This is a genomic window from Brevibacterium aurantiacum (assembly GCF_003932995.1).
GTDB classification, from domain to species: domain Bacteria; phylum Actinomycetota; class Actinomycetes; order Actinomycetales; family Brevibacteriaceae; genus Brevibacterium; species Brevibacterium aurantiacum.
This window is the reverse complement of sequence record NZ_CP025333.1, coordinates 2714898-2727375: the sequence shown is the minus strand read 5'-3', so window position 1 is coordinate 2727375 and position 12478 is coordinate 2714898. Positions and strand designations below refer to the sequence as shown.

Sequence of the window (12478 nt, the reverse complement as noted above, 5' to 3'; positions counted from 1 at the left end):
CTGGGGTGTCGTCATTGACGGAACTCCCAATGCCACGGCTCCGGCAGAGAACCGGACTGGCGGGCCCAGCCCGGATGGATCCACCCGAACTTGGGTGCATTCGCACGCATCCACTGATGCTGGGCACTGCCGAAGGAATTGATTCCGCCGCCCAAGTCAACGGCCAGCGCCCATCCGTGATTTGAGGTCCCCGGGGTTGCAGCCATCCGTCCCTTTCGCTTCTTGAGGATGACCTGGGTGTCGTAGTCGCGGTAAGCATCCGTGACGGAGATCGGAGTCGAGAATCTGGCTTCGTAGGCGTGGGACATGCGATCGAATGCCTTCTGCGCATCACAGCGCAGCATCTGCCCCGGCGCCGAGTCCAGCGTGCACATGGCAGCCGCAGGAATTCGGCCATTGCGATGCCCACCCCAGGCTCCTGCACCCGAGGTCGTGGAATCCCCGGTTGGCTCCTTCGCAGGTTTGCGAGACAGAGGCAACAGGATCGACTCCTCCTGCCCGAAGAAGCCTGCCGGGTCGATGTAGACCTTGTCGCCCTGAGCCGCCCAGACCCCGATGTGCAGGCACGATTCATCACAGTGCGAACCTTCACCGACGGTCCCGATCTCCTCGCCGGCTGCGAACCTCTCACCCTTCTTCAGTTCCGACTTCGCTGGTTGGAAGGAGACCACATGCCCGGAGTCCGTCACAATGCTCACGGTCGCAGTGCCGGCCACAGTGCCGCGGAAACGGATGGTGCCCGCGGCGGGCGCACGCACCGGTTCATCGCTGACCGTCAGCACATCGATGCCGCGGTGTCCCTTCAGCCAGGCTTCGGTCGGCGGATCGAAGGCCTCGATGATCTCCATCGCAGGCACGGGGGACATCCACGTCGGCTCTGCCTCGGACACCGAGGTGGCAGCCACTGCCGAGGTGGCGGCCGCCGCCGACGAGATGTGCGCTGGTGCCGCGAACGGCAGGCCCACCTCGGCGACGGTGAAGGTCAGGGCCAGCAGACTCCCGGCAAGCAGGAGTCGCAGACGACGAGTTGCCGGCACAGGCCGAAGCCAGGACGGGAGGGCGGTGTGAGACGAGTCGGTGAAGAGATCCATGAGCCCATGGAAGCGGGATCACTTGCCGAAGTCAGGCCCAAGCTCGGCCCCTGTGGACAGGTCGCGAGTGTGCACAGGCGAAACGAACACGAGTCATCGGGCAATCCACAGGAGAGCGCGCATGAGTGACGGGCCGCCGCGTCTGATGAGGCGGCCGAGAACGATCTGGGCGAACAAGACCGGCTGCAGAATCGGGGCTCACACTTCCGCAGATCCGGCTGTGTCCACATACCAACGCGCACGAGTCAATGGGCATCGTCTTCGAAAAGGACAGCGAATGTGCGTTGCATGTGATGCAGACCATCCGGCAGGTGCCCGATCGATTGGAAATGCCTTGGGCAACGGGGATAGACTGGCCTCAGCAGAAGCGTGTCTTCTGACTACGCGTATTCGATTTCTTCTCCATCCCATGGTGCAAATTGTCCGTCAGGGCGAATTTGTGGGGCGGATGAACCGAATACCAGGAATCAACCGAAAAGGTCACTGTTGCCGACAGCTCAATGCTGCCGGAGAACACTGACGTAAAAGCACCTACGGGTGCAAGAGAAAGGAGGGCGTCGGCATGGCCGTCGTCACCATCCGCCAGCTGCTCGACAGCGGCGTTCACTTTGGACACCAGACCCGTCGTTGGAACCCGAAGATGAAGCGTTTCATCTTCACCGAGCGCAACGGCATCTACATCATCGACCTGCAGAAGTCGCTGGGCTACATCGACACTGCCTTCGAGTTCGTCAAGGAAACCGTGACCCACGGTGGCTCGATCCTCTTCGTCGGCACCAAGAAGCAGGCACAGGAATCGATCGCCGAACAGGCTAAGCGCGTGGGCCAGCCCTACGTCAACCAGCGTTGGCTCGGTGGCATGCTCACCAACTTCCAGACCATCTCGCTGCGTCTGCGCCGCCTGAAGGAACTCGAAGAGATCGACTTCGACGACGTTGCAGGTTCTTCGCACACCAAGAAGGAACTGCTCATTCTCCGTCGTGAGAAGGACAAGCTCGAGAAGACCCTCGGCGGTATCCGCGACATGCAGCGCACCCCTTCGGCTGTCTGGATCGTTGACACCAAGAAGGAACACCTCGCAGTCGACGAAGCTCGCAAGCTGGGCATCCCGGTCATCGCGATCCTCGACACCAACTGCGATCCTGACGACGTCAACTACCCGATCCCGGGCAACGACGACGCCATCCGCTCGGTGTCCCTGCTGACCCGCGTGATCGCCGATGCAGTGGCAGAGGGCCTCATCGCCCGTCACTCCTCCGACGATGACAGCGGCGAGAAGAACGTCTCCGCCGTCGAACCTATGCCTGAGTGGGAACGCGAACTGCTCGAGGGCAACGCTCCTGCCTCTGAGGAAGCCGCCGCTCCGGCCGCTGACGCTGCTGAGAAGCCAGCCGCTGAAGAAGCTGCTGCTCCTGCTGCCGACGCTGCTGCTGAGAAGCCAGCTGCCGAGGAAGCCGCTGCACCAGCTGCTGAAGCAACGGAAGAGACCGCTGCTCCGGCTGCGGACGCCGCTGCAGACTCCACCGAGTCGACCGAGTCCTGATTTTCCATAACTCCACCACCCTGAGGAGAAAGAATGGCAAACTACACTGCCGCTGATATCAAGGCACTGCGCGAGAAGACCGGCGCCGGAATGATGGATGTCAAGAAGGCTCTTGACGAAGCAGACGGCGATCAGGCGAAAGCTATCGAGGTCCTCCGTGTGAAGGGCCTCAAGGGCGCGACCAAGCGTGAAGGTCGCTCCACGTCTGACGGTCTCGTGGCCACACAGGTCGACGGCGGCGTCGGAACGATGATCGAGCTCAACTCGGAGACCGACTTCGTTGCGAAGTCCGATCCCTTCGTCGCACTCGCTGACGAAGTTCTGGCTCTGGCCGTGTCCAGCAACGCCGATTCGGCCGAAGCTGTCCTCGAGTCCACGAAGGACGGCAAGCCCGTCTCGGAATTCATCACCGAAAGCGGTGCGACTCTGGGCGAGAAGGTCGCCCTGCGTCGCGTCGGACGTCTCGAAGGCGCAAGCGTCGAGTCCTACCTGCACCGGACCAACAAGGATCTGCCTCCTCAGGTGGGCGTCCTGCTGGCCTACGAAGGTGACGACTCCTCGGTTGCCCACGATGTCGCCGTGCACATCGCTGCGATGAGCCCGAAGTACTTCTCCCGCGAAGATGTCCCTGCGGACCTCGTGGAGAACGAACGTCGCATCGCTGAAGACACCGCGAAGAACGAAGGCAAGCCGGAGAAGGCTCTGCCCAAGATCATCGAAGGCCGCGTCAACGGCTTCTTCAAGGAGAACTGCCTGCTGGACCAGGGATTCGCCAAGGATCCCAAGCAGTCCGTGAGCAAGGTTCTTGAGGCTGCCGGCGTCAAGGCCACCGGATTCCTGCGCTTCCGCGTCGGAGCCTGAAACATCATTGACCGTTGAGCGAGTCGGTTTCCGACCCGCACAGCAGTCGTCTCGCTTGAGAGTGAACTCATAAGCGGCGGACGGGGTCGGACCAATCGGTCCGGCCCCGTTTTCGCTAAACTGACACCGACGACTCATCCGGGCTCCAACCTGCCCAGACGGAAGAAGGACTAAATGACATCCACCCCGGTTCACGAATCCAGCTACGCCAGCAGACCAGTCCGCACCCACCGCCGCCGCGTTCTCCTCAAACTCTCCGGCGAGGTGTTCGGCGGAGGCAAGATCGGAGTCGATCCCGACGTCGTCGCCGCAGTCGCCAGGGAAGTGGCACCCACCGTCGACGAGGTGGAAGTCAGCATCGTCGTCGGCGGCGGTAACTTCTTCCGTGGAGCAGAGCTGTCCCAGCGGGGCATGGACCGTACCCGCGCCGATTACATGGGCATGCTGGGAACAGTGATGAACTGCCTGGCTCTGCAGGACTTCCTCGAGCAGACCGGAGTCGACACTCGAGTGCAGACCGCGATCCCCATGTCCCAGGTCGCCGAGTCCTACATCCCACGCCGGGCCATGCGTCACATGGAGAAGAACCGGGTCGTCATCTTCGGCGCAGGAGCCGGACTGCCCTACTTCTCCACCGACACCGTCGCCGCACAGCGTGCGCTGGAGATCCACGCCGATGAAGTCCTCATCGCCAAAAACGGAGTCGACGGCGTCTACACCGCGGACCCGAACATCGATCCCACAGCAGAGAAGATCCGTGAGATCACCTACCAGGAGGCGCTGCAGAAGGGCCTCAAGGTCGTCGACGCCACCGCCTTCTCCCTGTGCATGGACAACAAGCTTCCGATGCACGTCTTCGGCATGGAAGGCGAAGGCAACCTGCGCAAGGCGATCGTCGGAGACAAGATCGGCACCGTGGTCAACTAGTTTCACCGCGCACCGCCCAGGAACATCAACACCTCGAAACACCCCCTCATATGAAGTCCAGGACCGTTCCTGGACCAATAGAGTGGGGCATTCGTGAGCTATGACCCATAGAATGAACCCAAAGCACCCTACCGACGAAAAGAGTGAGTCGTGATTGAAGAGACACTGGCTGAGGCCAGAGAGAAGATGGACAAGGCCGTGGAATTCACGCAGGAGGACTTCTCGTCCATCCGCACCGGCCGCGCCAATCCCGCCCTGTTCGCTTCCATTGAGATCGATTACTACGGTGCACCGACCCCTCTGCAGCAGCTGGCCTCATTCCAGACCCCAGAGGCCCGCACGATTCTCGTGACTCCCTACGACCGTGGGGCACTCGGTGACATCGAGACGGCACTGCGCAATTCGGACATCGGGGCCAACCCCGCCAACGACGGCAACGTCATCCGCGTTGTGCTCCCGGAACTCACCGAGGAACGCCGCAAGGAATACGTGAAGATCGTCAAGGGCAAGGCCGAAGACGGCAAGGTCTCGATCCGCAACATCCGTCGCCATGCCAAGGAGACCCTGGAACGCATCAAGAAGGACGGCGACGCCGGCGAAGACGAAGTCGCACGCGGAATCTCCGAACTCGACGACCTGACGAAGAGCAAGGTCGACAACGTCGACAAGCTGCTGAATCAGAAGGAAGCTGAGCTCCTCGAGGTCTGATGGTTTCCTTGACCGGGTCAGACAGTCCTGCATCCGATCCGGCTTCCTTCGGGGGGCCGGATCCGGTTCCGCATGCATCAGGCTCTGAGACCCCTTTCCCCAGGCGCCGAGACCTGCGCAACTCGGATAAGGACTATTCGCCGGACGATCCGGCGACGAATCCGGCAGCGAAGACCGGGCAAGACGTTCCTCAGGTGGCGGAGAAGGACTACGGCAAGGCCGGACGAAATCTGCCGGCGGCGATCGGCATCGGGCTGCTCATCGGCGGCGTCGTCTTGGCCTCGCTCGTCTTCTTCCCGATTTCCTTCCTCTTCATCATCCTCGTCGCCATCGTCGCTGCGATGTGGGAACTGGCCAACGCGCTGTCTCGTTCGGGATCGCTGGTCTCGCGTATTCCGACCATGGTCTCCGCAGCCTGCATGGTGCTGGCGACTTTCGTCGGCGGACGCGAAGCACTGTGGGTGACCTTCGCTGCCAGCGCCGGCGCAGTCATGCTCTTCACAATGGTCGAACGCCGCAAGAACGCGGTCAAAGACGTCTCGCTGTCCCTGTTCGCGCTCACCTATGTCGGTCTCATGGCCTGCTTCGTCGTCTACCTGCTCACGCAGCCCGACGGCAATCTCTACGTCATCCTGTTCCTTGCCAGCGTGGTCGCCTCGGACACCGGGGGCTACGTCTTCGGGGTGCTGTGGGGCAAACACCCGATCGCCCCGAGGATCTCGCCGAAGAAATCCTGGGAAGGCTACTTCGGCTCGGTGGTCTTCGCCGCTGCGGTCGCGACCATCCTCGCTCTCACACTCTTCGACGCGCCCTTCTGGACCGGACTGGTCTTCGGCGTCGTCATTCCAGCCTTCGCCACCCTCGGCGACTTCAGCGAATCGATGATCAAACGAGATCTCGAGCTCAAGGACATGGGCACTCTTCTGCCTGGCCACGGGGGAGTCATGGACCGACTCGATTCGATCCTGCCGACGGCTCCGGTGGCTCTGGTGATGTTCTCCGTTCTGCCCGGATACCTCTGATCCGACGCCTGCCGGGCCGTGGCGGCTCACACACTCCAATAAAATTGCTCTCATGAGACAATGGACGTGTGAGTTCTCAAGCAGGTAACAGGCAGACACGGCCCGTCGTCGAACACGCAGACGGCACGACATCGAAGACACCGATGGCAGACGGCCGTCCGCTGCTCAATTTCAAATCTCCACGAGCCAGCCAGCCGAAGCAGCATCTGGCCGATATGACGATGGACGAACGCATCGACGCGGTCAAAGAGATGGGACTGCCGGCCTTCCGCGCCAAGCAGATCTCGACACACTACTTCTCGCACTATCAGACCGACGTGGAGTCCATGACGGACCTGCCCAAGGATCTGCGTGCCGACCTGCAGGAACGATTCTTCCCCCACCTCCTGACCGAGGTCCGCCGCCTGCGCACAGCCAACGGCGACACCATCAAATTCCTGTGGCGCCTCTACGACGGTGCGCTCGTCGAGTCAGTCCTCATGCGCTACCGCAACCGTGTCACCCTGTGCGTGTCCAGCCAGTGCGGCTGCGGCATGAACTGTCCCTTCTGCGCCACCGGCCAGCAGGGCCTGACACGCAACATGTCCGCGGCAGAGATCGTCGAACAGGTCATCCGAGCCAATCAGGTCATCGCTGCCGGTGAACTCGCACCCGCACCCACATCAGACATGCCAGCCGAAGGTGAGACGGCACTCGGTGCCGAAGCCGATGACGAGCAGGGGGAGACCTCTGAGGCCACGGTCGACGAATCGGGCACGAGCACCTCGGCGACGGGACCCGAACGCGTCTCCAACATCGTGTTCATGGGAATGGGCGAGCCCCTGGCCAACTACAAGCGGGTGATGAACGCGGTGCGCCGGTTCGTCGAACCTGCTCCCCAGGGACTGGGCATGTCGGCCCGCCGAATCACCATCTCCACGGTCGGTCTGGTCCCCGGCATCAACAAGCTCGCGGCCGAGGACATCCCCGTCACCTTCGCGCTCAGCCTCCACGCACCCGATGATGAGCTGCGCGACGAGATGATCCCCGTCAACACCCGGTGGAAGGCCGATGAGGCCATCGACGCCGCATACAACTACTACCAGGTGACGGGACGTCGGGTGAGCATCGAATACGCGCTCATCAAGGACATGAACGATCACCCCTGGCGTGCAGAGCTGCTGGCGAAGAAGCTCAACGCTCGCGGCCGCGGTTGGGTGCACGTCAATCCGATTCCGCTCAACCCGACTCCGGGCTCGGTGTGGACCGCGTCCGAGCCGGAGGTGGCCGACGAATTCGTGCGCAGACTCATCGACCAGGGAATCCCGACGACCATCCGCGATACCCGCGGATCGGACATCGACGGAGCCTGCGGACAGCTCGCTGCCGCCGACTGAGAAGTCGCGAACACGCATTTTCCGCGTCCGCCATTTATCATGGTGGAAATGACCAATACGGCGATTCGCTTCTGGAGGCAACATGGCGGACACGACTTTCCCCCGAATGTCCGGATGGAAGAACGGCTACGACCCCAAACAGGTCGACAGCTTCTTCAAACGTGCGCGTGAATCCTTCGAACGTCCCACCCCGCAGCCCGGTGACCTCGACTCCCGTGCGGTGCGCACCGTCGGCTTCGACCTGGTGCGCAAGGGATACCACGTCGCCGTCGTCGATGCCGCACTCGACCGACTCGAAGACGCCTTCGCCAAACAGGCACGTGATCGCCTCATCGCACAGTCGGGTCAAGACGCATGGGTGTCCGAGCTGACACGTGTGGCCGCGTCCCTGCGGGGACGTCTGGTGCGCGAACCCGGCGAACACTTCGACAACCCGGCACCCGGAGTCATCGGCTACGACATTGATCAGGTCGATGACATGTGCGAGAAGGTCAACGCCTACTTCACCCAGGGTGTGGCCATGAGCGTCGACCAGGTGCGTCGCGTCCTGTTCAAGACGGCCAAGGGCGATAAGGCCTACGACGAGGACCAGGTGGATGCCTTCATCGACCGTGTCGTCGAAGTGATGGCCTCCGTTGACTGATTTCCATTACTTCGAAGCACCCACGGACACCTCGGCTGGAACTCTCAACCCGGTCTTCGAGCTGCTCGACTTCCCGATCGCCATGGGCGGGGCCGATGACATCGTCCTGACCGGGCCAGTCCCGGACCAACCGATGGTCGATGGCAGGGTGGTCACCGACCCACGTCTGGTCAAGGCACTGTCGAAGCCCGTGGAACTCGATCGCGCCGAGGTGCTCGACCGGAGTGCGAAACTCGCCGGAGTCCTCCGTGCCATGGGCATCAACGGCACAGAGAACGAACGCGTCATCATCGCCGAGGATGTTCCACCGGTCTCTCGGGCGCTCAGCATCCTCGGTGCCCTGCGCATCGGAGTCGGCGTCGACGTCCGCTCGGCGGCCGCGAACACCGCGTCGTCCGCGACGTCCTCGTCGGTCGAGGCCTCCTCGGCTCAGTCTGGAGATGACGAGCTCACCACCGTGTTCGTCCACACCATCGACGCGGCCCCGATTGAGTCGGGACGGGCATCGGTCAAGGCCATCCGCTCCCAGTTCGAAGGCGTGGGAATCACCGTGTCGGGGGAGACCGCCAACATCGATCAGGCGATGAGGGACTCACGCGTCGAACCCGCCGCGGTCGTCGCACTCTTACCGGACCGGGCACTCATCGTCACCGACGAGACTTCGCTCGACGCACGATCGAGCCTGGACTGGCTGTCGCAGGAGCTCCTTCCTGAGGCCTGACGCCTCCGGTCCGAACACGACAGAGCAGATGAGCCACACCACGGTCACCGCCCATCTGCGCGAAGCAGGGTGCGTCTTCGCCGAAGACGAAGCCCGAATCCTGCTGGAAGCCGCCCAAGAGACCGCATCGTCAGACTTCGCTGACCGCCACGCCGTTCTCGGCAGGCTCCTGGCTCGCCGTGTTGCCGGTGAGCCGCTGGAACAGATCGTGGGATGGGTCGACTTCGCAGGTCAGCACATCGCGGTCGCACCCGGCGTGTTCGTACCGCGGCAGAGATCGACGCTATTGGCGCAGCAGTCGATACTGGCTGTGCAGGCCGCAGGCGAATCGGCGCGCTTCCTCGAAGCCTTCTGCGGTGTGGGTGCCGTGGCCGCCACCGTCTCCCGCGCCGTGCACGGAACTCAGATCCACCTCGGCGACTATGATGAGACTGCCCTCAACTGTGCGAGATTAAACGTCGGCGCTCAGGCGACGCCGCATCTGCTCGACTGCCTGGTGGGGCTGCCACAGTCTCTGAGCGGCAGGTTCGATGTGATCTCCGCGGTTCCGCCCTACGTACCGGATTCCGCGGCACAGTACCTACCCCACGAAGCGGCCGAGTACGAGCCGGCGACGGCGCTCTTCGGCGGGGCCGACGGGCTGGACCTGGTCCGGCGCCTCATCACCGAATCACACGATTGGCTGGCACCCGGTGGAGTGCTGCTCATCGAACTCGGCAGCCAGCAGCAGCAACCGGCCACCGACTTCGCCGAGGCCCTGGGGTTCATCGGCACGCGCACACTCGGCGAGGACGAGCAGACCGTGGTGCTCGAACTGCGGCTGCGCGACTGAGAACGCTCGGTTCTCTGTGCCGGCCGGTGGATGGCAACCATGCGGCCGGCGAACGGCGTCAACGCCGTCCGGTGAATGACAGCAACCGCTGACAAGATGTGCAGCGGTGCTGCATGTGGGCACGGCGTACATACTTCTTGCCAGCGGTTGCTGGGCGGTGCTCAGGCGCTAGGTTGCTAGGCGGTGCTCAGGCCCTGCGAATCAGTTCGCGAAGGCGTTGATTCCGGTGAGGCTGCGGCCCAAGGTGAGCTGGTGGACCTCGTGGGTGCCTTCGTAGGTGAGCACGGTCTCGAGGTTCACCGCGTGGCGCAGCGGTGGGTATTCGCTGGTGATGCCGGAACCGCCGAAGAGTGCGCGCAGGTCACGGCACACGTTCATCGCGGTATCGACGTTGACCATCTTGCCCAGGCTGATCTGTTCCGGGCGCACACCCTTCTCCGAGTCCTTGAGCTTGCCCAGGTGAGCGGCGAGCAGTGTGATCTGCGAATACTGGCCGAAGGCCTTCGCAAGCTTCTGCTGGCTGATCTGGAACGAAGAAAGCGGACGGTCGAACTGAATGCGCGTATTGGTGTACTCGAGTGCCGATAGGAGAGCGTCGCGTGCGGCGCCGGTGACGCCGAAGACGATTCCGTAACGGGCCTCGGACAGGCACGACAGGGGGCCCTTGAGGCCCTTGGCCTTGGGCAGCATGGCATCTTCGGGAAGGCGCACGTTGTCGAGAACGATTTCGCCGGTGATCGAGGCCCGCAGTGAGATCTTGCGGTGGATCTCCGGAGTCTGGACGCCCTCGGTGTCACTGGGGACGACGAATCCGCGGACGACCGGCTTGCCCTTGGCATCGGTCTCTTCGGTCTTGGCCCACACGACCATGACATCGGAGACCGGGGAGTTCGTGATCCACATCTTCGCGCCGTTGAGGATCCAGTCGGATCCGTCCTTCTTCGCGGTCGTCTTCATTCCCGAGGGGTCGGAGCCGACATCGGGTTCGGTCAGACCGAAGCAGCCGATGGCCTTGCCGGCGGCCATCTTCGGCAGCCATTCTTCCTTCTGCGCTTCCGAGCCGAAGTGGTGGATGGCGAACATGGCCAGGGATCCCTGGACCGAGACGAGCGAGCGCAGACCAGAGTCCACGGCTTCGAGCTCACGGCAGGCCAGACCATACTGGGTGGCGGTGGATCCGCCGCAGCCGTAGCCGTCGAGGTGCATGCCCAGGAGCCCGAGTTCGCCTAGGCCCTCGGCGAGTTCCCGAGCGGGGATCGTGGCGTCGAGGAAGTAGTCGCCGATCTTCTCGCGGACGTTCTCATCCAGCCATTTCTTCACGATCGACGCGAACTCGAGGTCATCTTCCTCGAAGACCGAATCCAAGCCGAGAATGTCGTCGGGGCTCATCGCTGCAGTCATTAAATCCTCTTTCGCCATTGATTCGCATTGCATATCTCACGTCGCCGATGACGCCGATGTCGAGTCATTTCTCAGAGAACTTTGGCATTATCGGTAGGCGTGAGCAAACGTAGAATCATTGTAGTCGGCTCGACCGGTTCGGTCGGCACCCAGGCCCTCGACGTCCTGGCGGAGAACGCAGAAGGTTTCGAGGTCATCGGCCTCGCCGCCGGAACCCAGCTCGATGCGCTGGTCGCCCAGGCCCTCGAATTCTCTGTCCCCGTCATCGGCCTCACCAGCCCACCAGAGGGTGGCCCGGACGAGATCCGCCAGCGACTGGAGCAGGCCGCCGGCCAACGGGGAGTAAGCGATCCTGTCCGTGAGATCCACGTGGGCCCCGACGCCGCCGAGGTGGTCGCCGGTGCCGCCGCCGACATGGTCCTCAACGCTGTTACCGGTGCTGCCGGGCTCGGTGCGACCCTGGCGGCCCTGGAACGCGGCACAGATGTGGCGCTGGCCAACAAGGAGTCCCTCATCATCGGCGGCTCGATCGTCCTCGATGCCGCCGCCCGCAACAACGCGGCTCTCATCCCCGTCGACAGTGAGCACTCCGCCATCGCCCAGGCCCTGCGCTCAGGAACCCACGGTGAGGTGAGCAAGCTCGTCATCACCGCCTCCGGGGGCCCTTCCGCGGGATGACCCGCGATGCCCTGCGTAGTGTCACCCCAGCCCAAGCGCTGAAGCATCCCACCTGGTCGATGGGCTCGATGATCACCATCAACTCGGCGACCCTGGTCAACAAGGGGCTCGAAGTCATCGAAGCGCATCTGCTCTTCGACATCGACTTCGACCACATCGAGGTCGTCGTCCACCCGCAGTCGCAGATCCACTCGATGGTCGAATTCAGCGACGCTTCGACGATCGCGCAGATCTCCCCACCGGACATGCGGCTGCCCATCGCCTATGCACTCGGCACACAGACCGATGGCCAGACCCAGCGCCTGTCCTCCGGCGCGGTGGCCAACAACTGGGGTCAGCCCATGCACTGGTCCTTCGAACCCGTCAACCACCTCGCGTTCCCGGCACTCGGTTTGGCCGTTGAAGCAGGACGGAAGAGGAAGAGCTTCCCCGCGGTGTTCAACGCCGCCAACGAGGTCCTCGTCGAAGCTTTCGTGGGCGGGCAGATCCCCTTCACCGGTATCGACAAGGGCATCGAACGGGCGCTGCGAGCTCACGAGCCTGCAGCCGAGCACACCGTCGAAACCGTGCTCGCCGCCGATGCGTGGGCCCGGGAGTTCGCCCGCCAGGACCTGAAGGCACAGACCGAGGCGACACCATCATCTGCACCCGGTACGACCGCCGGCGGCTCCTGAT

11 protein-coding genes and 1 pseudogene are annotated in these 12478 nt (G+C 63.0%); 10 read left to right on the top strand and 2 right to left on the bottom strand.

Features of this window, described 5'->3' with window-relative positions; translation table 11 throughout:
* Positions 1-11: 11 nt before the first annotated feature.
* Positions 12-1091 (bottom strand): D-alanyl-D-alanine carboxypeptidase family protein, encoded by a 1080-nt coding sequence (locus CXR25_RS12520; protein ID WP_096145848.1) that lies wholly within the window; start codon positions 1089-1091, stop codon positions 12-14.
* 562 nt (positions 1092-1653) lie between these two features.
* On the opposite strand from CXR25_RS12520, the gene rpsB reads away from it, so the two are divergent.
* The 9 genes from rpsB to CXR25_RS12475 all read left to right on the top strand — a co-directional run bounded on the left by rpsB (position 1654) and on the right by CXR25_RS12475 (position 9724).
* Positions 1654-2634 carry a 30S ribosomal protein S2 gene (gene rpsB / locus CXR25_RS12515; protein ID WP_009885086.1) on the top strand — a complete coding sequence of 327 codons (981 nt, stop codon included), beginning with the start codon at positions 1654-1656 and terminating at the stop codon, positions 2632-2634.
* A 33-nt stretch (positions 2635-2667) separates the two neighbouring features.
* On the top strand, positions 2668-3495 hold the full coding sequence (gene tsf, locus CXR25_RS12510) for a translation elongation factor Ts (RefSeq protein ID WP_009885085.1): 828 nt from the start codon (positions 2668-2670) through the stop codon (positions 3493-3495).
* A gap of 174 nt (positions 3496-3669) precedes the next feature.
* A complete protein-coding gene (gene pyrH, locus CXR25_RS12505) occupies positions 3670-4422 on the top strand; it encodes a UMP kinase (RefSeq protein ID WP_009885084.1) in 753 nt (250 codons plus the stop codon).
* A 150-nt stretch (positions 4423-4572) separates the two neighbouring features.
* Positions 4573-5130 carry a ribosome recycling factor gene (gene frr / locus CXR25_RS12500; protein ID WP_009883025.1) on the top strand — a complete coding sequence of 186 codons (558 nt, stop codon included), beginning with the start codon at positions 4573-4575 and terminating at the stop codon, positions 5128-5130.
* Positions 5130-6152, top strand: coding sequence for a phosphatidate cytidylyltransferase (locus CXR25_RS12495; RefSeq protein WP_009883024.1), 1023 nt, complete (start codon positions 5130-5132; stop codon positions 6150-6152). Before frr ends, CXR25_RS12495 begins: the two co-directional genes overlap by 1 nt.
* Positions 6153-6295: 143 nt before the next feature.
* Complete coding sequence (rlmN, locus tag CXR25_RS12490; RefSeq protein WP_009883023.1) at positions 6296-7528, top strand: 23S rRNA (adenine(2503)-C(2))-methyltransferase RlmN; 1233 nt, start codon at positions 6296-6298, stop codon at positions 7526-7528.
* Between the two features lie 82 nt (positions 7529-7610).
* Positions 7611-8171 carry a DivIVA domain-containing protein gene (locus CXR25_RS12485; protein WP_029416982.1) on the top strand — a complete coding sequence of 187 codons (561 nt, stop codon included), beginning with the start codon at positions 7611-7613 and terminating at the stop codon, positions 8169-8171.
* The gene (locus CXR25_RS12480; RefSeq protein WP_069600454.1) at positions 8164-8892 is read left to right on the top strand and encodes a hypothetical protein; all 729 of its coding nucleotides are present in this window, start codon (positions 8164-8166) and stop codon (positions 8890-8892) included. Before CXR25_RS12485 ends, CXR25_RS12480 begins: the two co-directional genes overlap by 8 nt.
* Before the next feature lie 28 nt (positions 8893-8920).
* Positions 8921-9724, top strand: a complete 804-nt coding sequence (locus CXR25_RS12475; RefSeq protein WP_114319852.1) for a N5-glutamine methyltransferase family protein — start codon at positions 8921-8923, stop codon at positions 9722-9724.
* Between the two features lie 201 nt (positions 9725-9925).
* Here CXR25_RS12475 and CXR25_RS12470 read toward each other — a convergent pair whose 3' ends face one another.
* On the bottom strand, positions 9926-11125 hold the full coding sequence (locus CXR25_RS12470; protein ID WP_096162808.1) for an acyl-CoA dehydrogenase family protein: 1200 nt from the start codon (positions 11123-11125) through the stop codon (positions 9926-9928).
* A gap of 99 nt (positions 11126-11224) precedes the next feature.
* On the opposite strand from CXR25_RS12470, the pseudogene dxr reads away from it, so the two are divergent.
* Positions 11225-12477, top strand: a pseudogene (gene dxr / locus CXR25_RS12465) (1-deoxy-D-xylulose-5-phosphate reductoisomerase).
* Position 12478 lies beyond the last annotated feature (1 nt).

Bases quoted from the DNA above. Each gene is read 5' to 3' on its own strand.
- pyrH (WP_009885084.1), top strand. From the start codon at position 3,670: ATGACATCCACCCCGGTTCACGAATCCAGCTACGCCAGCAGACCAGTC.
- rpsB (WP_009885086.1), top strand. From the start codon at position 1,654: ATGGCCGTCGTCACCATCCGCCAGCTGCTCGACAGCGGCGTTCACTTT.
- CXR25_RS12495 (WP_009883024.1), top strand. From the start codon at position 5,130: ATGGTTTCCTTGACCGGGTCAGACAGTCCTGCATCCGATCCGGCTTCC.
- CXR25_RS12470 (WP_096162808.1), bottom strand. From the start codon at position 11,125: ATGACTGCAGCGATGAGCCCCGACGACATTCTCGGCTTGGATTCGGTC.
- tsf (WP_009885085.1), top strand. From the start codon at position 2,668: ATGGCAAACTACACTGCCGCTGATATCAAGGCACTGCGCGAGAAGACC.
- CXR25_RS12485 (WP_029416982.1), top strand. From the start codon at position 7,611: ATGGCGGACACGACTTTCCCCCGAATGTCCGGATGGAAGAACGGCTAC.
- CXR25_RS12475 (WP_114319852.1), top strand. From the start codon at position 8,921: ATGAGCCACACCACGGTCACCGCCCATCTGCGCGAAGCAGGGTGCGTC.
- rlmN (WP_009883023.1), top strand. From the start codon at position 6,296: ATGGCAGACGGCCGTCCGCTGCTCAATTTCAAATCTCCACGAGCCAGC.
- CXR25_RS12520 (WP_096145848.1), bottom strand. From the start codon at position 1,091: ATGGATCTCTTCACCGACTCGTCTCACACCGCCCTCCCGTCCTGGCTT.